The 17,416-nt window shown below is 67.1% G+C and carries 16 protein-coding genes and 1 pseudogene; 3 read left to right on the top strand and 14 right to left on the bottom strand.

What is annotated here, in order from left to right; translation table 11 throughout:
* Nucleotides 1–3 precede the first annotated feature (3 nt).
* The 12 genes and pseudogenes from bamB to GH664_RS02665 all read right to left on the bottom strand — a co-directional run bounded on the left by bamB (nt 4) and on the right by GH664_RS02665 (nt 10,620).
* Entirely contained in the window at nt 4–1,152 is a 1,149-nt protein-coding gene (bamB, locus tag GH664_RS02720) for an outer membrane protein assembly factor BamB (protein ID WP_153166613.1), read from the bottom strand.
* 3 nt (nt 1,153–1,155) lie between these two features.
* The gene (locus tag GH664_RS02715) at nt 1,156–1,800 is read right to left on the bottom strand and encodes a tetratricopeptide repeat protein (RefSeq protein WP_153166612.1); all 645 of its coding nucleotides are present in this window, start codon (nt 1,798–1,800) and stop codon (nt 1,156–1,158) included.
* Nucleotides 1,787–3,115 carry a histidine--tRNA ligase gene (hisS, locus tag GH664_RS02710; protein WP_153166611.1) on the bottom strand — a complete coding sequence of 443 codons (1,329 nt, stop codon included), beginning with the start codon at nt 3,113–3,115 and terminating at the stop codon, nt 1,787–1,789. Before hisS ends, GH664_RS02715 begins: the two co-directional genes overlap by 14 nt.
* Nucleotides 3,116–3,159: 44 nt before the next feature.
* Complete coding sequence (gene ispG / locus GH664_RS02705; RefSeq protein WP_153166610.1) at nt 3,160–4,407, bottom strand: flavodoxin-dependent (E)-4-hydroxy-3-methylbut-2-enyl-diphosphate synthase; 1,248 nt, start codon at nt 4,405–4,407, stop codon at nt 3,160–3,162.
* 11 nt (nt 4,408–4,418) lie between these two features.
* Nucleotides 4,419–5,342, bottom strand: a complete 924-nt coding sequence (locus tag GH664_RS02700; protein WP_153166609.1) for a RodZ domain-containing protein — start codon at nt 5,340–5,342, stop codon at nt 4,419–4,421.
* A gap of 5 nt (nt 5,343–5,347) precedes the next feature.
* A complete protein-coding gene (gene pilW / locus GH664_RS02695; RefSeq protein WP_153166608.1) occupies nt 5,348–6,154 on the bottom strand; it encodes a type IV pilus biogenesis/stability protein PilW in 807 nt (268 codons plus the stop codon).
* Nucleotides 6,151–7,287, bottom strand: a complete 1,137-nt coding sequence (rlmN, locus tag GH664_RS02690) for a 23S rRNA (adenine(2503)-C(2))-methyltransferase RlmN (RefSeq protein WP_153166607.1) — start codon at nt 7,285–7,287, stop codon at nt 6,151–6,153. The genes pilW and rlmN overlap by 4 nt, the downstream gene beginning before the upstream one ends.
* Nucleotides 7,288–7,401: 114 nt before the next feature.
* A complete protein-coding gene (gene ndk, locus GH664_RS02685) occupies nt 7,402–7,827 on the bottom strand; it encodes a nucleoside-diphosphate kinase (RefSeq protein ID WP_153166606.1) in 426 nt (141 codons plus the stop codon).
* Between the two features lie 82 nt (nt 7,828–7,909).
* On the bottom strand, nt 7,910–8,563 hold the full coding sequence (locus tag GH664_RS02680) for a DedA family protein (protein WP_153166605.1): 654 nt from the start codon (nt 8,561–8,563) through the stop codon (nt 7,910–7,912).
* Nucleotides 8,564–8,703: 140 nt separating this feature from the next.
* Nucleotides 8,704–9,252, bottom strand: a pseudogene (locus GH664_RS02675) (TRAP transporter large permease subunit); the annotation flags it as partial.
* Between the two features lie 162 nt (nt 9,253–9,414).
* Nucleotides 9,415–9,540 (bottom strand): hypothetical protein, encoded by a 126-nt coding sequence (locus tag GH664_RS02670; RefSeq protein ID WP_255424898.1) that lies wholly within the window; start codon nt 9,538–9,540, stop codon nt 9,415–9,417.
* A 75-nt stretch (nt 9,541–9,615) separates the two neighbouring features.
* Nucleotides 9,616–10,620, bottom strand: coding sequence for a TRAP transporter substrate-binding protein (locus GH664_RS02665; RefSeq protein WP_153166762.1), 1,005 nt, complete (start codon nt 10,618–10,620; stop codon nt 9,616–9,618).
* A gap of 225 nt (nt 10,621–10,845) precedes the next feature.
* Between GH664_RS02665 and GH664_RS02660 the strand changes: the two genes are divergently transcribed.
* Both GH664_RS02660 and GH664_RS02655 read left to right on the top strand, forming a co-directional pair.
* A complete protein-coding gene (locus GH664_RS02660) occupies nt 10,846–12,816 on the top strand; it encodes a PAS domain S-box protein (RefSeq protein WP_153166604.1) in 1,971 nt (656 codons plus the stop codon).
* Nucleotides 12,813–13,418 carry a response regulator transcription factor gene (locus GH664_RS02655; RefSeq protein ID WP_153166603.1) on the top strand — a complete coding sequence of 202 codons (606 nt, stop codon included), beginning with the start codon at nt 12,813–12,815 and terminating at the stop codon, nt 13,416–13,418. The genes GH664_RS02660 and GH664_RS02655 overlap by 4 nt, the downstream gene beginning before the upstream one ends.
* Nucleotides 13,419–13,427: 9 nt before the next feature.
* On the opposite strand, the gene tilS is transcribed toward GH664_RS02655, so the two are convergent.
* Both tilS and GH664_RS02645 read right to left on the bottom strand, forming a co-directional pair.
* Nucleotides 13,428–14,741, bottom strand: coding sequence for a tRNA lysidine(34) synthetase TilS (gene tilS, locus GH664_RS02650; RefSeq protein ID WP_228111350.1), 1,314 nt, complete (start codon nt 14,739–14,741; stop codon nt 13,428–13,430).
* Nucleotide 14,742: 1 nt separating this feature from the next.
* Nucleotides 14,743–15,708, bottom strand: coding sequence for an acetyl-CoA carboxylase carboxyltransferase subunit alpha (locus GH664_RS02645; protein WP_153166601.1), 966 nt, complete (start codon nt 15,706–15,708; stop codon nt 14,743–14,745).
* Nucleotides 15,709–15,895: 187 nt separating this feature from the next.
* Between GH664_RS02645 and GH664_RS02640 the strand changes: the two genes are divergently transcribed.
* On the top strand, nt 15,896–17,227 hold the full coding sequence (locus GH664_RS02640) for a hemolysin family protein (RefSeq protein WP_153166600.1): 1,332 nt from the start codon (nt 15,896–15,898) through the stop codon (nt 17,225–17,227).
* The last annotated feature ends 189 nt before the right edge of the window (nt 17,228–17,416 follow it).

Below are 17,416 nucleotides of genomic sequence, written 5' to 3'. Positions count from 1 at the left end.
GCCTCAGCGCAATTCATAAGCGGTGATGCGGCCGTCCAGGCTCTGCACCACGAAACCGGTGCCCTGCGCACGCGGGGCAGCGACGATGGCGCTGCTGTCGGCACGGTCACGTGCCGCGAACGCGCCCGAGTCGCGTGCCAGCACATGAACGAAGCCCTGCGCATCCCCCACGACGACGTTGTCGCCGACCAGCAGCGGGCGCGTCACGCCGCGCCGCGCCAGACCATCCTGCTTCCATGCGCTGGCACCGCTGTAGACGTCGAGCGCGTTCACCGCGTCGCGATCGTCGGTGATCACCGCAAAGCGGGTGTCGCGATCCATCCCCACGCTGCTCGAGATCTCGCGCGACCACAGGGCGTTGCCATTGCCTGCGTCGAAGCAGGCCGCGCGCCCCTGGTAGGCCACTGCGCACACTTCACGCCGCGTCGTGATCGGCGTGCCGACCACATCCGCCACACGCTCGAGCTCGGTCGCGCCACGCGGCGCGGCGACCGTCAGCTCGGTGATCGCGCCACCGTTGGCGAGGCTGATCACGCCCAGCTTGCCACCGGGAAAACCGGCCAGCACCACGCCGCCCTCGATCACGACGCCGGCATGGCTGCGCAGGGCGAGCGACGGGTTGCTGCGCGTGTACACCCAGCGCCGCCCGCCATCGCCGGCATTGAGGGCGAACAGGCGATGATCGGAAGTGCGCACGACGACGACGTCACCGCTCACCGCCGGCGGGGCCAGCACCTCGGCGCCGATGGCGCTGCGCCAGCGCTCCTTGCCGGTCTGCGCGTCGAACGCGACGACCTTGCCGTCCACCGTCACCACCACTGCCAGCGCGGCATCCGCACCCACGCCGGCGGAGAGCTCGGGCGCGCGCACGCGCCACACCGCCCGCCCGTTCTCGAAGCGGGCGACGTCACCATTGCGCGCCGCCGCATAGACCGTGTCACCCACCACTGCGGGCTGGAAGACATAATTGCCCGCCTTGCCGATGTTCGCTTCCCACACCGGCACGATCTTCGCCGTGGGCTTGAAATCGACCAGAGGTGCAGGCTTGGGGGCGCTGCTGGCAAAAGGATTGAGGGATGACAGGGACGAGCATCCGGTGGCCAGCACGATCGCGGCCACCACAGGAACGGCACGCAGCATGAAGGGTTTCATCGATCAGCCCTCGAGGGATTCAAGTTTCAGGCGCACCACTTCGCGCAAGGTCGTCCCCTGCCCGTCGCCCGCTGACAAGGCATCGATCGCGGCCTGGTAGGCCGCGCGCGCTTCGGCCGGCTTGCCTTGCGCGGCAAGCACATCGCCGCGCAGGTCGGCAAAGCGCGCCTTGTAAGCGGCGACGGGGGCGGGCTCAAGCTTCGCCAGCGCGCCGTCGAGCTCGCCCTTCTGCAGCAGCACTGCCGCAAGGCGCAGGCGCGCGAGATCGCGCAATGCCGGATCCTTGCCCTTGTCGGCCGCCCACTCGAGCTGCAGGCGGGCGTTGTCGAGTTCGCCCTTGTCGAACTGCAGGCCCGCCGCCAGCAGGGCGCCGAGCTGAGCGTAGGTGGTGCCGCCCTGCTTGTCGATGAGCTGGCCGGCTGCGTCACGCGCGCGCTGCGCGTCCTGCCGTTCCACCGCCTGCTCGACCGCGAAATACATGGCGCTGGCCTCGGCCGCGTTGCGGTTCTGGTACCACTGCCAGCCCTGCCAGCCCACCGCCGCCAGGGCTGCGATCGTGGCCAGCGTCGTCACCAGGTTGCCGTACTGCGTCCACCACGCCTTGAGTTCGGAAATCTGTTCCTGTTCCTCCAGGTCATACACCGCCATCGCGCGCCCCCTCGTCAAAATCGTCTTCGTCTTCGTCTTCTTCGCTGAACATCAGCATCGCCAGCGTCTCGGGCAGGGCCTCGAGCGTCACGCGTTGCTGCGCCCCAGGCCCGCGCAACGGCTTGATGCCGACCTCGCCCGCGGCCGCCTCGTCCTCGCCGATCACCAGCGCCACCGCGGCACCGCTACCGTCAGCCCGCTTCATTTGCGACTTGAAGCTGCCGCCACCGCAATGCAGCACCGCGTCGAAACCGTGCTCGCGCACGGTCTCGGCCGCGCGGAAAGCGAGGCGCTGCGCCGCGGCCCCCATGTGCACGACATACACGTCGGGAATGGCGCGCTCGGGCTCTGCGCCGCTCTCGCGCCACAGCGCGAGCAGGCGCTCCACCCCCATCGCGAAACCTGCCGCCGGTTGCGGCTTGCCGCCGAGCTGCGCGACGAGGCCGTCATAGCGACCGCCCGCACACACCGTGCCCTGCGCACCCAGTCGCGTGGTGACCCACTCGAACACGGTGCGGTTGTAGTAGTCCAGGCCGCGCACCAGGCGATGGTTGATGCGGTAGGGAATGCCTGCGTCCTTGAGGAAGAGCTGCACGGCATCGAAGTGCGCGCGCGACTCTTCGCCAAGGTAATCGGCCAGGCGCGGCGCGGCTTCGACGATGGCCTGCAATTCGGGGTTCTTGGTGTCCAGGATGCGCAGCGGGTTGGTGTAGAGGCGGCGCTTGCCGTCCTCGTCCAGGCGCTCGCGGTGCTGCTCCAGATAGGCGATGAGCGCCGCGCGGTGGGCGGCGCGCTCCTCCGCCGAGCCGAGTGAATTCAGCTCGAGCGACACGTCCTCGAGGCCGAGCACCTCCCACAACCGCGCGCACATCAGGATGTGCTCGGCATCGATGTCGGGGCCGTCGAAGCCCAGCGCCTCCACGCCGATCTGGTGGAACTGCCGATAGCGACCCTTCTGCGGACGCTCGTGGCGGAACATCGGCCCCTGGTAGTAGAGGCGCTGCGGCCCGTGGCCGGCCACCAGGTTGTGCTGGATGGCAGCGCGCACGCAGGATGCGGTGCCTTCGGGGCGCAGCGTCAGGTGCTCGCCGTTCAGCGCGTCCTCGAAGGAATACATCTCCTTCTCGACAATGTCGGTGACTTCGCCGATGGCGCGCTTGAACAGCGGCGTCGGCTCGACGATGGGCATGCGGATCGGGCGGTAGCCGTAGCTGCGCAGCCAGTCGCGCACGATGTCCTCGAAGTGTTCCCAGATCTCGGCCTCGTCGGGCAGGATGTCGTTCATCCCGCGCACGGCCTGCAATGTCTGACTCATCAGTGATACGTCTTGTGTGATCGCGTTGTCGTTGCGGGCGGTGCTCAGCCCACCTTCTTCACATACCTGGTGGCCACGTAGTCGTCGACGATGGCGCGGAACTCGGCGGCGATGTTGTCGCCGCGCAGCGTGACCGTCTTGACGCCATCCACGAACACCGGCGCCGCCGGTGTCTCGCCGGTACCCGGCAGCGAGATGCCGATGTTGGCATGCTTGCTCTCGCCGGGGCCATTGACGATGCAGCCCATCACCGCCAGTGTCATGTTCTCGACGCCGTCATACTGCTCGCGCCAGACCGGCATCTGTGCACGAACGTAGTCCTGGATGCCGGACGCCAGCTCCTGGAAGTAGGTGCTGGTGGTGCGCCCGCAGCCCGGGCAGGCGGTGACCATGGGCGTGAACGCGCGCAGGCCCATCGTCTGCAGGATCTCTTGCGCAACCACCACTTCCTGCGTGCGGCTGCCGCCGGGTTCGGGCGTGAGCGAGATGCGGATCGTGTCGCCGATGCCTTCCTGCAGCAGCACCGCCAGCGCCGCGGTGGATGCGACGATGCCCTTGCTGCCCATGCCGGCCTCGGTGAGGCCGAGGTGCAGCGGATAGTCGCAGCGCCGGGCGAGATCGCGATACACCGCGATCAGGTCCTGCACGCTCGACACCTTGGCCGACAGGATGATGCGGTCGCCCGGCAGGCCGTACTCCTCCGCCTTGGCCGCGGACTCCAGCGCCGACACGACCAGCGCTTCGCGCATCACTGCACCGGCGTCGCGCGGCTCGGCCAGCGTCGCGTTCTCGTCCATGATGCGGGCGAGCACCGATTGGTCCAGGCTGCCCCAGTTCACGCCGATGCGCACCGGCTTGTCGTACCTGCAGGCGATGTCGACGATGGCGGCGAACTGCGGATCGCGCTTGCTGCCGGCGCCGACGTTGCCGGGGTTGATGCGCAGCTTGGCGAGCGCCTCGGCGCAGGCCGGATACTTCGCCAGCAGCGTGTGGCCGTTGTAGTGGAAGTCGCCCACCAGCGGCACATCCATGTTGAGCGCCAGCAGGCGGTCGCGGATGTGCGGCACCGCGCGCGCCGCTTCCTCGTTGTTCACGGTGATGCGCACGACTTCCGAGCCCGCGCGCGCGAGTTCGGCCACCTGCATCGCGGTGCCCAGCACGTCGGCGGTGTCGGTGTTGGTCATCGACTGCACCACCACCGGCGCACCCCCGCCGACACGCACGCGGCCGATCCTTACCTGTCGCGTGAGCCGCCGCGGAGACGGGCCCGCCAGAAAACCATCGTTCGTCATTGAGCTGTCCATCATTGCAGTTTCAGGCGCGCGACCGTGCCCTTGATGTGCGGCGCCAGATCCACCGGCTGGCCGTCGCGCTCCATGCTCACCTGCGCAGCATTGCCGATGACCAGGGCGAAGGGCGGACGCCCCTGCACGTTGCGCGTGCTGCCGGGCGTGCTGGTGCCGGAATAGACGATCCCACCGGATGCATCGCGCACCTCCATCCACGACTGGCCTGCAAAGCGGAATGCGAGCTGGCTCACTCCAGCCGCCACCGCTTCGGCCGCCGGCTCAGCCGCGACGGACACCGCGGCCGCGACGGCCGGCACAGCCGGCATCACTGCGGTGTCAGGAGCCGTCGCTGCGGCGATCGGAGGCGCGGGCGGCACGGATACGGGGGCCGCTGTAACAGGCATGGCGGACGACGCGGGCGCGTCGGCCACCGTCGGCGTAGCACCTGCCTCCGGCGTGGCCCCTGGGGCGAACGGCGGCACGCTCACCTCGGCCATCTGTGGCGGCGGCGCAGTATCGAACCAGTCGAAATACCAGCCGCCGAGCACGGCGACGAGCAGTACCGCGGCGATGATGCCCGCCGGCGCGGCGCTGGCGCGTCGGCGCCCGCCCACGGGTAGATCCCCTGCCGCATTGCTGACCGGCGACAGGTCGACCTGCGTGTTGCCCAGCGCCGCGTCCACGTCGGCGAGCAGCGGCGCGGGATCGAGGTTCAGGTAGCGCGCGTAGTTGCGCATGAAGCCGCGCACGAAGGCCAGCCCCGGCAGGGCCTCGTAACGCCCGCTTTCGAGCGCCTCGACCTGGCGCGGAGCCAGCTTCAGCGCCAGCGACACTTCGTTGATGGACTCGCCCCGCATCTCGCGCACCTGGCGCAAACGTGCGCCGGCAGAGAGGGCGCCCCCTTCGATGGTCGGCGGGGACGCGGAATCGACCTGCATGCTGCTCACTCGTACTTCCCTTGCATCAAGGATTGGAACTCGGGCGAATCGCCGAAACGCCCGCGCAACTGCGATTCATAGCTCGCCGCCGCCTCGCGGTTCCCAAGCCGGCGCTCGGTGCGCAGGCCCAGCCACACCGACTCGGCGGTCGGCGACATCTGCTGGTGCAGCCGCACCAGCCGGCTGCGCGCCAACTCATAGTCGCCACGGCGATAGGCGATCTCGGCAAGCTGCAGCATGGCCTGGCCATTCTGCGCATCGAGCTCGAGGGCGCGCAGGAACTGCTGTTCGGCCGCCGCCACTTCATTCAGCCGCAGGTGGCACAGCCCGGCATTTGTCAGCGGACGTGCCGCATAGCGGTTATAGGGATTGCGCGCTGCTGCCGAAAGCCGCACCAGCCCGTCGCGCTCCTGCCCCTGGGTGCACAGGAACCAGCCGTAGCTATTGTTGAAGTCGGGGTCGCCCGGCGCAGCGCGCAAGGCTTGCTCGAAGTTCGCCCGCGCGGCCGCCGTCTCGCCCAGCATCATGTAAACGAGACCCGTCACGTGATAGGCCGGGGCATACCCGGCGAAGTTGTTCATCGCGACCTGAGCCTCGTCGAGCGCGACGTCGAAGCGCCCCAGCTCGAAGTAGGCCATGGCGAGGTCGACGTGGTTGCGGGCGCGCGTCTCCGCCTCGCCCACCGGAGACTGGTCGGCGAGCGGGCGCCCCATGCTGGTCGGCTCGGCGCCTCCCGAGCCCGGCACGGTGGCGCACCCCGCAAGCAGCGCGGCCGCGATCGCCGCGCACAGCATTGCCGCCTTGCGCATCATCGACGCATCTCCATGTCCTGTTTCAGGCGCACGACGCGCCGGGTCTTGTCCTGGACCTGGCCAGCGAGCTGGCCGCAGGCCGCATCGACATCGTCGCCGCGCGTCTTGCGCGTGGTGGTGACAATGCCAGCGTCAATCAGGATACCGGCAAAGCGGCGGATGCGATCCGCCGCCGAGCGCAGGAAACCGGAATTCGGGAAGGGATTGAATGGAATCAGGTTGAACTTGCAGGGCACGTCGCGGACCAGCGCGACGAGCTCGCGCGCATGCGCGTCGCTGTCATTGACGCCGTCGAGCATGACGTACTCGAATGTCACGAAGTCGCGCGGCGCACGCTCGAGGTAGCGCTGGCAAGCCGCCATCAGCTCGCGCAACGGGTACTTCTGGTTGATCGGCACCAGGCGGTCGCGCAGCGCGTCGTTGGAGGCGTGCAGCGACACAGCGAGCGCCACCGGGCACTCGTCGCGCAGGCGGTCCATCGCCGGCACGATGCCCGAGGTCGACACCGTGACGCGACGCCGCGACAGGCCGTAGGCGTGGTCGTCGAGCATCAGGCGCAATGCGGTGACGACGTTGTCGAGATTCGCCAGCGGTTCGCCCATGCCCATCATCACCACATTGCTGATGATGCGGCCGTTGTCCTGCTCGCCCGCGTCGAGGTCGGTGGCGGCATCTCCGGCCGCGCCCAGAAGTTTGTTGGCCAGCCACAACTGGCCGATGATCTCGGCCGCACTCAGGTTGCGGTTGAAGCCCTGCTTGCCGGTGGAGCAGAACGCGCAATCGAGCGCGCACCCCGCCTGCGAGGACACGCACAGCGTGCCGCGGTTGGTTTCGGGGATGAACACGGTCTCGACCGCATTGGCGTTACCCACGTCGAGCAGCCACTTGCGCGTGCCGTCGGTGGAGATCGAATCGCGCACCGGCACCGGCGGGCGGATCACCGCGATCTCCTTCAACTTGGCGCGCAGCGACTTGGCGACGTCGGTCATCGCATCGAAATCGTCGCAGCCCTCGTGATGCATCCAGCGCATCACCTGGCGCGCGCGGAACGGCTTCTCGCCCAGCCCGGCGAACCAGGCGACGAGACCGTCGACGTCGAAATCGAGCAGATTGACCGGATTGGATGTGCTCATGCCTGAATCTTCACCTGCTGCAGCGTCTGAACCGTAATGCAAACGGCCCGTGCGTGCATCCCGCGGCGCCAGGGCACCGCGGGATGCACGCGACGGGCCGCCCGAATTGACCGTTCAGCGGGAATAAACGTTCATGCCCGGGAAGAAGAAGGCCACTTCCACCGCAGCCGTCTCGGGGGCGTCGGAGCCGTGCACCGCGTTGGCGTCGATGCTGTCGGCGAAGTCGGCGCGGATGGTGCCCTTGTCGGCCTTCTTCGGGTCGGTGGCGCCCATCAGCTCGCGGTTCTTGGCGATGGCGTTCTCGCCTTCGAGGCACTGGATCATCACCGGGCCCGAGGTCATGAAGGACACCAGATCCTTGTAGAACGGGCGCTCCTTGTGCACCGCGTAGAACTGGCCGGCTTCCTGCTCGGACAGGTGCACCATCCTGGCTGCGATGATCTTCAGGCCGGCGGCCTCAAAGCGCGAGTAGATCTGGCCGATCACGTTCTTGGCGACGGCGTCGGGCTTGATGATGGACAGGGTGCGTTCGATGGCCATGGAAAACTCCGGGCAGTGTTTGGGAAAACGTTGGATTTTAACAGGTTTTGCTGTCCGCCCGTTGACCGGACGGCCACCGGCTTCAGACCCCGGCGCGGGACGCCTCGTTGCGGTGGCGCAACCAGCCGATGACGAGCGGCATCAGTGACAGCGCGATGATGCCGAAGATCACCAGGCTCAAATTGTTCTTGACGATGGGAAGATTGCCGAACCAGTAGCCGGCCATCACCAGCGGCGCCACCCACAGCGCCGCGCCGAGCACGTTGAAGGCGAGGAAGCGGCGATAGTCCATCGTCGCCATCCCCGCGACGAAGGGCGCGAAGGTGCGGATGATGGGCATGAAGCGGGCGATGATGATGGTCTTGCCGCCGTGGCGCTCGTAGAACTCGTGCGTCTTCTCCAGTGCGCGACGGTTGAAGAAGCGGCTGTCGGGCCACTGCGAGATGCGGCCGCCGAAGCGGCGGCCGATGGTGTAGTTGAGCGAATCGCCGAGCACCGCGGCAGCGAACAGCACGCCGATCAGGATCGCCGGATCCATGCCGCCGCCGGCCGCCAGCGCACCGGCGACGAACAGCAGCGAGTCACCCGGCAGAAAGGGCGTGACCACCAGGCCGGTCTCGCAGAACACGATCAGGAACAGGATCGCGTAGATCCAGTTGCCGTAGTTCGCCAGCAGTTCGGCGAGATGTCGATCCACGTGCAGCACGAGATCGACGAAGAAAGCCAGGAATTCCATGAAGCGTCCGCGGGAAGAAATCGCGCGATTCTACCCGAGCGCCTCGCTGCCTGACGGTCACGAAACACGGCGAAACACGCGGCAGACGAACGAAGCCCGGCGCTCGCCGGGTTTCGTTCGGTCCAGCGCACACGCCGGAGCTACGTCATGCCGAGCGTGCGCGGTAGCCACAGCGAGATCACCGGCACATAGGTGACCACTACCAGGAACACCAGCATCGACAGCAGCCAGGGCCACACCGCCACGGTGAGCTCGGTGGTGCCCATCTTGGTGATGCCGAAGTGCACCGGATCGATGCCGAGCTTGATGGCGATCGGGAACAGGATGGGCGCCAGCATCAGCACGATCGACGACGGCTCCATGAAGTTGCCCGCGATCAGCATCAGGATGTTGGCCATGATCAGGAAGCCGATCACCCCCGCGCCGGTGCCGATCATGAGGGCGGCCATTGCCTGCGGGATGTTCTCGTGCGTGAGCAGGAAGGAGAACAGCACCGCGTTGGTGATGATGCACAGCAGCATCGCGCTCATGTTGGCCGAGTTCAGCAGCACCTTGGGCACGTTCTTCATGCCCAGGTCCCGGTACACGAACACCGCCACGAAGAACGCATACACCGCGCTCATGGCCGCCGCTTCGGTCGGCGTGAAGATGCCGGTGAACAGCGCGCCCGCCGCCAGGCCGATGACGATGAACTTGGCCCGGTTGCGTTCCGAGAGCCGGTTGATGAGCACTTCGACTCCGACCTGGATGCCGGTGCGCACCCCGTAGGCGGCGCCGAACTTGGCCATCCACAGGAACATGATGATGGTCAGTTCCTGCGCCCAACCCAGGTTGATTCCCGGCAGCCAGTCCTACAACGCCGGGATATCCAGACCGGATCCGTAGCGGTGCCCCACCGACACGAAGATGATCAGCGTTGCCGCGCCCATGTGGAAGGTGATCAGCCATTCCTCCAGATGATCGAGAAATCTCAGCATGAAAGCATCCTGCAAGAAAAGAAGCCCGCACGCGCACAGGCAATCGGCGGGCATCAAGCGGAGTGGAGCGAAGAATCAGAGCCGCGAGGGATCGAAGCCGGTTTCCTTGTAGATGGACTGGATCAGCTCGACGCCGATGCGCGACTCCATCTTCTTATGCACCGGCACCAGCGCCTTCTTGAAAGCCATGCGCTCGGCGTCGGTGAGCTTGGTGACCTGAGTCCTGCCCGAGGCGCGAACGACTTCGAGCGCCTTGTCGTTCTCGTCCTTGGCGATCTTGTTGGCGTACTCGGTGGATTCCTGCATCGCCCTGTCGAGCTGGGTGCGCACGTTGGCGGGAAGGCCGTCCCAGAACTTCTTGTTGGTGATCACCGCGTAGCCGAGGTAACCGTGATCGGTCAGCGCCAGGTACTTCTGCACCTCGTACATCTTTTGCGTGTAGAGGTTGGAGATCGGGTTCTCGGTGCCGTCGACCACGCCGGTCTGCAGCGCCCGGTACACCTCGGAGAAGGCCATCACCTGCGGCAGTGCCTTCAGCTCGCGCATCTGCTCCTCGAGCACCTTGGACGACTGGATGCGCATCTTCTTGCCCTTCAGATCCTCCGGCGTTCTGATCGGCGTGTTGGCGGAGAAGGACTTGAAACCGTTGTCCCAGTAGGCCAGTCCCTTGATGCCCTTGCCTTCGAGCTTGGTGAAGAGCTGCTTGCCCACCGCGCCGTAGGTCACCTTGTGCAGGTCGTCGTAGCCATCGAAGATGTAGGGCAGGTCGAAGACCTCGAACTCCTTCACGCCCAGCGGGCCGAACTTGGCGAGCGACGGTGCAAGCAACTGCACGGCACCCAGTTGCAAGGCCTCCAGCTCTTCCCGGTCCTTGTACAGCGTGCTGTTGGGATAGACCTCGACCTTGACCGCACCAGCGGTGTATTTTTCCGCGAGTTCCTTGAACTTCTCGGCGCCCTTGCCCTTGGGCGTGTCGTTGGCCACCACGTGGCTGAACTTGATCACGATGGGCTCGGCCGCCACGGCTGCCGCCGACAACCCGACCGCGATCAGGCCAACCAAAAGTGTGCGAATCTTCATCATGATGCCTCCTCCGTCATTGCAGGCGTTTGCCTCATTGGTATTCCGCGCCCGCATCGGGAAAGGGATCGCCGGGCAGCCGGGGAGCCGCACAGGGAGGGCGTTTTCGGGCGCTCGCGGCACGGCACGCGTCGAGTATCAGCCGCGCGATTTGCGGCTGACTATTGTGGACGTCCACAACGCCAGCGGCGACTCAGACGGCGCCCGCCACTGAGCCAGACCGCAATGGCGAACATTCCTGTCGAACCGCCCGCCCGCGCGCGCTGGCTCAGCCGCCTGCCCTACATCGCCCTCGCCCTGTTCCTCAGCGCGATCGCGGCGCTGGTGTGGCTGACGCGCCAGCACGATGCCGACGAACAACAGGCAACACTGATCAGCGACGTGCTGTGGATGGAGCAGAACCTGCGCTTCCAGCTCGACCGCAACGAGACCAGCCTGCAACAGCTCGGCCCCGAACTTCTCGGCGGCGGTCCGCTGACACCGCCGATCGAGGCGCAACTGCGCCATCTGCTGAGCGCCGAACGCGGCTTCGTTCGCGTCACCTGGCTGTCACCCGACCAGCGCGTCGTCGGCGCGCTGCCGCCGCACGCCGACGACGCCGGAACCTACGCGTCGCCGGCAGGGTCTGCGGAGGCGCTGACCTTTGCCCTTGCACGCGGCGGCGATCAGCCGGTGTACGGCCCCGTCTACCGCGCGGCCGACGACGACTACCGCTTCGAAGTGCATGTTCCGGTATGGACCGATCACGGTCTGCAGGGCGTGGTCGTCGGCGTGTATTCGCTGCCCAAGCTGATCGTGCGCGAGCTTCCGTGGTGGTTCGCCGAGCGCTACCGGGTCGCCGTGCTCGATGCCGATGGCCACGAAATCGCGGCGCGGTCGAAGATCGCGCCGGTGGCCGCGCAGGTCAGCTACACCACGCCCCTGGATCCCCCCGGCCACGGCCTCACCCTGCAGGTGACCGCCTACAAGACCGAAACCCGCTGGGTGATGATGCTGCTCGGCGGCGCCATCGTGTTGTTCGGTGTGATCATCGTGTGGAGCGTGTGGCAGTTGCGCCGCCAGCTCGCACGCCGCCAGGCAGCCGAATCCGCGCTGCGCGAAGAGTCCGCCTACCGCAAGGCGATGGAGGATTCGATGATCACCGGCATGCGCGCGCGCGACCGCGAGGGCCGCCTCACCTACGTGAATCCTGCCTTCTGCCAGATGACCGGCTATACGGCGGATGAACTGCTCGGCCACAAGGCGCCGATGCCGTACTGGGATCCGGAGCACCTCGAGCAGACCTACGAACTGCACCGGCAGATCCTCACCAGCGGCTCCGCGCCCGGGGGCACCGAAGTACAGTTGCGGCGCAAGAACGGCGAGGTGCTCGACGTGCTGGTCTTCGAGGCGCCACTCATCGACGCGCAAGGCCGCCACACCGGCTGGATGGGTTCGGTGCTGGACATCACCGAGCGCAAGCGCGCACGCGAGCTCGCCCGCCAGCAGCAGGAGCGCCTGCAGGCCACCTCGCGCCTGGTGACGATGGGCGAGATGGCCTCCACGCTGGCGCACGAGCTGAACCAGCCGCTCGCCGCCATCGCAACCTACAACAGCGGCTGCATCAACCGCCTGAAGACGGCCGAGGCCGACCGCGACGAACTGGTCGAGATCCACGAGAAGATCGGCCGCCAGGCGCGGCGCGCGGGCGAGATCATCCGCCGCGTGCACGACTTCGTGCGCCGCGCCGAACCCAAGCGCGAACCGCTGGACCTCAATGTGGTGATCCGCGATGCGGTGGGGCTGCTGGAGGCCGACATGCGCAAGCGCGGCATGCAGGTCGTCACCGAGCTCGCGCCTGACCTGCCGGCCGTCGAGGCCGACGCGGTGATGATCGAACAGGTCGTGGTGAACCTGGTGCGAAACGGCATGGATGCGATGCAGGCCGCCGCCGCCGAGCGCCCGGTGATCCGCATCGGCACCCGCTCGGACGGCAAGCATGTCACCATCCGCGTTGCCGACCGCGGGCCCGGCATCGCGCCCGAGATCGCCGAACGGCTGTTCCAGCCCTTCTACACGACCAAGGCCGAGGGCATGGGCATGGGCCTCAACATCTGCCGCTCGATTGCGGAACTGCACCATGGCCGCCTGAGCTTCGAGCCGAATCCCGAGGGCGGCACCATCTTCATCCTCACGCTTCCCGTGGAGCCCGCATGAGCACCGCCATCGCCCACATCGTCGACGACGACGAGGCCATCCGCGACGCGCTCGCCTGGCTGTTCAAGACGCGCGACGTGCCCTGCCGGCCCTGGCCGGGCGGCGAGGAGTTCCTTGCCGAATGGCAACCCGACTGGCGCGGCTGCATCGTGCTCGACATCCGCATGACGGGCATGAGCGGCCTGGAGTGCTTCGACGCCCTGAACGCGCGCGGCAACGCGATGCCGGTGATCTTCATTACCGGCCACGGCGACGTGCCGATGGCCGTGTCGGCGCTGAAGAAAGGCGCCTTCGATTTCATCGAGAAGCCTTTCAACGACCTCGACCTCGCGGCACTCGTGGAGAAGGCCATCGCCCACGACAACGCGCGCCAGCGCGCCACCGCCGACCGCGATACGATCGAGGCCCGCCTCGCGACGCTGAGCGCGCGCGAGCGCGAGGTCATGGAGCTGATCCTCGAGGGGCTCTACAACAAGGTCATCGCCGACCGCCTGTCCATCTCCATGCGCACGGTGGAAGCACATCGCTCGCGGGTGTTCGAGAAGATGCACGTGCGCTCGGCGGTGGAACTGGCGCAGATGCTGACCACGCTGCGCGGTTGAGGCGGGCGCTCAGCTACGTTCGCGCCACACCGGCTCGATGCCGGACTCACCGGGCTTGCAGGCAAAATCGACCGCAACACCGATGCCGCCGACCCACGCCGGGACGCCGTCGATTTCCAGCACCGGCAAGCGTTCGCGCAGCCAGGCCGGAATGCCGGCCTCCTGGCACAGATTCTTGAGGCTGCGGCGCGGCCGGTCCCCCGCCAGGCGAAGATGCATGCCCGGCACGCGCGCGGCCACCCGCACGCTCGTCGCGCGCTCCAGCATCGCGCGCGAAAGCCCGCGGCCGACGCCAGGCTCGAAGTCGACCAGGCCGCCCGCCCACGGCAGGTGCGATTCGCCGCACCAGGACTGTGGCGCCGGGGCCCCGGCAAGCGCGGCGCGCTCCAGCCACACGCGTCCGCGATACACGCAGCAGGCGAGCGCGCCGAGAGCAAGACGCAGCGGCCGCTGCGCCTGCGTTGCGCGCAACTGGCGCAGCGCCTCGGCAAGCCGGCTGCGCGCCGGCGCTGCAACGCCGAGCTGCCGCATCTGCCAGCGCAACAGGTTGGCAATGCGGGCATCGTCCAGGCGCAGCAGCGCCGCACCATCGAGCGTCGCCCCCCCGCATGCAGCCTCGTCCTGTCGGGCGAGTTGGTCGAGCAGGCCCGCAGCCTCGTGGAAATGCTCCGCTGCGCGCGCCAGCGCCGGCACGGCGCCAGGAAAAGCCTGTTCGACAGCCGGGACGATGCGATGGCGGATGTCGTTGCGGGCGAAACGGCGATCGGCGTTGCTCTCGTCTTCCACCCAGGCAAGCGCGTGCGCTCGCGCCCAGGCTTCGATCTGCGCGCGGCGCAGGCCGAGCAGCGGCCTCAGGCGCCCGGCACGTCCGGCCGACGGCAGCTCCACCGCCGCCATCGCCGCGGCGCCACGCACTCCCGCGCCGCGAAAGAGGCGGAACAGCAGGGTTTCGGCCTGATCGTCCTGATGATGACCGAAGGCCAGCCAGTCACAATCCATCTCCGCCAGCGCGGCATGGCGCGCTTCGCGCGCCGCCGCTTCGATGCCCTGGGGGTGATCGCGCCGTACGTCGACGCGAAAGGAGACGAAAGGCACTTCCAGCCGTGCGCACAATTCACTGCAGAACGCGAGCCAGTCGTCGGCGTTCGCGCTGAGCCCGTGGTGGACGTGGGCCGCGCTGAGCACAAAATCCAGTCCGTGGCGCAACTCGCACAGGCGATGCAGCAGGACGACCGAATCGACGCCGCCCGAAAGGCAGCAGCACACCCGGCAGCCGGCAGCCACGCCGGCTTGGGCCAGCACGCCGGCGACCGGACCGGTCACCTCAGGCGGCCTGCTCCTTGAAGCGGCCATAACCCATCAGCTTGTCGATGCGCTGCGTGACCAGCTCGGCTGGCGACAGCGCATCCACCTGGCGCAGCGCCTCGGACAGCGCACGCTTGAGCGAGGTGGCCATGGCGCGGTGGTCACGGTGCGCGCCGCCCACCGGCTCGTTGACGATCTTGTCGATGAGGCCGAGCGACTTCAGGCGCGCCGCGGTGATGCCCATCGTCTCGGCGGCTTCGGCGGCCTTGTCCGCGCTCTTCCACAGGATGGAGGCGCAGCCTTCGGGCGAGATCACGGAATAGGTCGAGTATTGCAACATCAGCACCTGGTCGCCCACCGCGATCGCCAGCGCGCCACCGGAACCGCCTTCGCCGATGATGGTGCAGATCAGCGGCACCTTCAGCTCGGCCATCAGATAGAGGCTGTGGCCGATGGCCTCGGACTGGCCGCGCTCCTCGGCGCCGATGCCGGGATAGGCGCCGGGCGTGTCGACGAAGGTGAACACCGGAAGGCCGAACTTCTCGGCGAGCTTCATCAGGCGCATCGCCTTTCGATAGCCCTCGGGTCGCGGCATGCCGAAATTGCGCGAGATCTTTTCCTTGGTGTCGCGCCCCTTCTGGTGGCCGATCACGACGCAGCTCTGCCCATTGAAACGCGCCAGCCCGCCGACGATGGCCTTGTCATCGGCGTAGCTGCGGTCACCGTGCAGTTCGTCGAAGTCGGTGAACATGTGCTGCACGTAATCCAGCGTGTAGGGGCGCTGCGGATGGCGCGCCACCTGCGCGATCTGCCAGGGCGTGAGCTTGGCGTAAAGATCCTTGGTCAGTGACTGGCTCTTGGCCTCGAGGCGGTTGATTTCCTCGGAGATGTCGACCGCGGAGTCGTCCTGCACGAAGCGCAACTGCTCGATCTTGGCGTCGAGCTCGGCGATTGCCTGTTCGAAATCCAGAAAGGTGGTTTTCATCCAGCCGTTCTCAGCGAAAAATGGCCGCCATTGTACCGCGTGCAGCAGAAAAGCCATCGTTCATGCGGTAGCGGCGTTCCATGACGAGGATTTGCGCAAAGATGGATGACAGCGAACCTCATGTCGGGCATGATTTCTGCTGTCGAAACAAAAAGAAGGAGCAGCGGGGCCGAGTGCGCTCCGCGCCATGGAAATAGTCGTCCTGATCGCACTGATCATCGTCAATGGCCTCTTCGCCATGTCAGAAATCGCCCTCGTCACCGCACGCAGGGCCCGACTCGCACGCCTCGCCGAAGACGGCGACGTGGCGGCCGCAGTAGCCATCAAGCTGGGTGAAGAGCCCACCCGCTTCCTCTCCACCATCCAGATCGGCATCACCTCAATCGGCATCCTCAACGGCATCGTCGGCGAGGCCGCACTTGCCGCGCCGTTCGCGCGCTGGATGCAGCACCTCGGCATGGCCGAGGATCTCAGCGGTGTCGTCTCCACCGTGCTGGTCGTGATGGTGATCACCTACGTGTCGATCGTCGTCGGCGAGCTGGTGCCCAAGCGCATCGGCCAGATCAACCCGGAAGGCATCGCCCGCCTGGTGGCGCGGCCGATGAACGCGCTGTCCATCGCGTCGCGCCCCTTCGTGCGGCTGCTGACCTGGTCGACCGGCATGCTGCTCAAGCTGATGGGCAAGCGCGACGAGAGCGGCCCCAGCGTCACCGAGGAGGAGATTCACGCCCTGCTCGAGGAAGGCTCGGAAGCCGGCATCATCGAGAAGAGCGAGCACGAGATGGTGCGCAACGTGTTCCGCCTGGATGACCGCCAGATCGGCTCGCTGATGGTGCCGCGCTCGGACATCGTGTGGCTGGACACCACCCGCCCGCTCGACGAGAACCTCGCGCGCATGGCCGAATCGAACCACTCGCGCTTCCCGGTGTGCCGCGGCGGTCTCGACGAGATCCTCGGCATCATCTCCTCCAAGCAGCTCTTCAACCAGACGCTGAAAGGCGGTAAGGCCGACCTCACGCATCAGTTGCAGATGCCGGTGTTCGTACCGGAATCGCTCACCGGCATGGAGCTGTTGGAGCAGTTCCGAGCCTCGAGCACACATACGGTGTTCGTCATCGACGAGTACGGCGAGGTCCAGGGCATGGTGACGCTGCAGGACGTGCTCGAGGCCGTGACCGGCGAATTCCAGCCACACAGCCTGGAAGAAGCCTGGGCGGTGCAGCGCGAAGATGGTTCCTGGCTGCTCGACGGGCTGATTCCGGTTCCCGAGCTCAAGGACCGCCTGGGCCTGAAGACCGTGCCCGAGGAAGAACGCGGCCGCTATCACACGCTGTCCGGCATGGTCATGTGGCTGCTCGGCCGCCTGCCGCACACCGGCGACATCACCGTGTGGGACGACTGGCGCCTGGAAGTGGTCGACCTCGATGGCAAGCGCATCGACAAGGTCCTCGCCAGCCGGGTGCCGCCCCCGCTCGAGCCCGAAGCCGGCAACGTACCGACCGAACACCCCGACAACTGAGCCTGCACGGCCGCAAAGTCGGATGCGCGCGTGAGACTTGCGCGCCCATCCAGCCTTGACGCCAGCATCACCGGCATGAGATGAAACTTTTGCCGATGTGCTGACGTCTGTCATCGGGGCTGCGCAGTGCGGCTTGAAGCGCGATCCACGTGCGTGTGGTCGGCCTTCGCCACGTGCGATCGCCCGCGA

The sequence above is a fragment of the Thauera sp. 2A1 genome (assembly GCF_009469595.2).
Lineage (GTDB): Bacteria > Pseudomonadota > Gammaproteobacteria > Burkholderiales > Rhodocyclaceae > Thauera.
The sequence above is the reverse complement of the archived record's forward strand: the minus strand, read 5'-3'. Positions and strand labels throughout refer to the sequence as shown.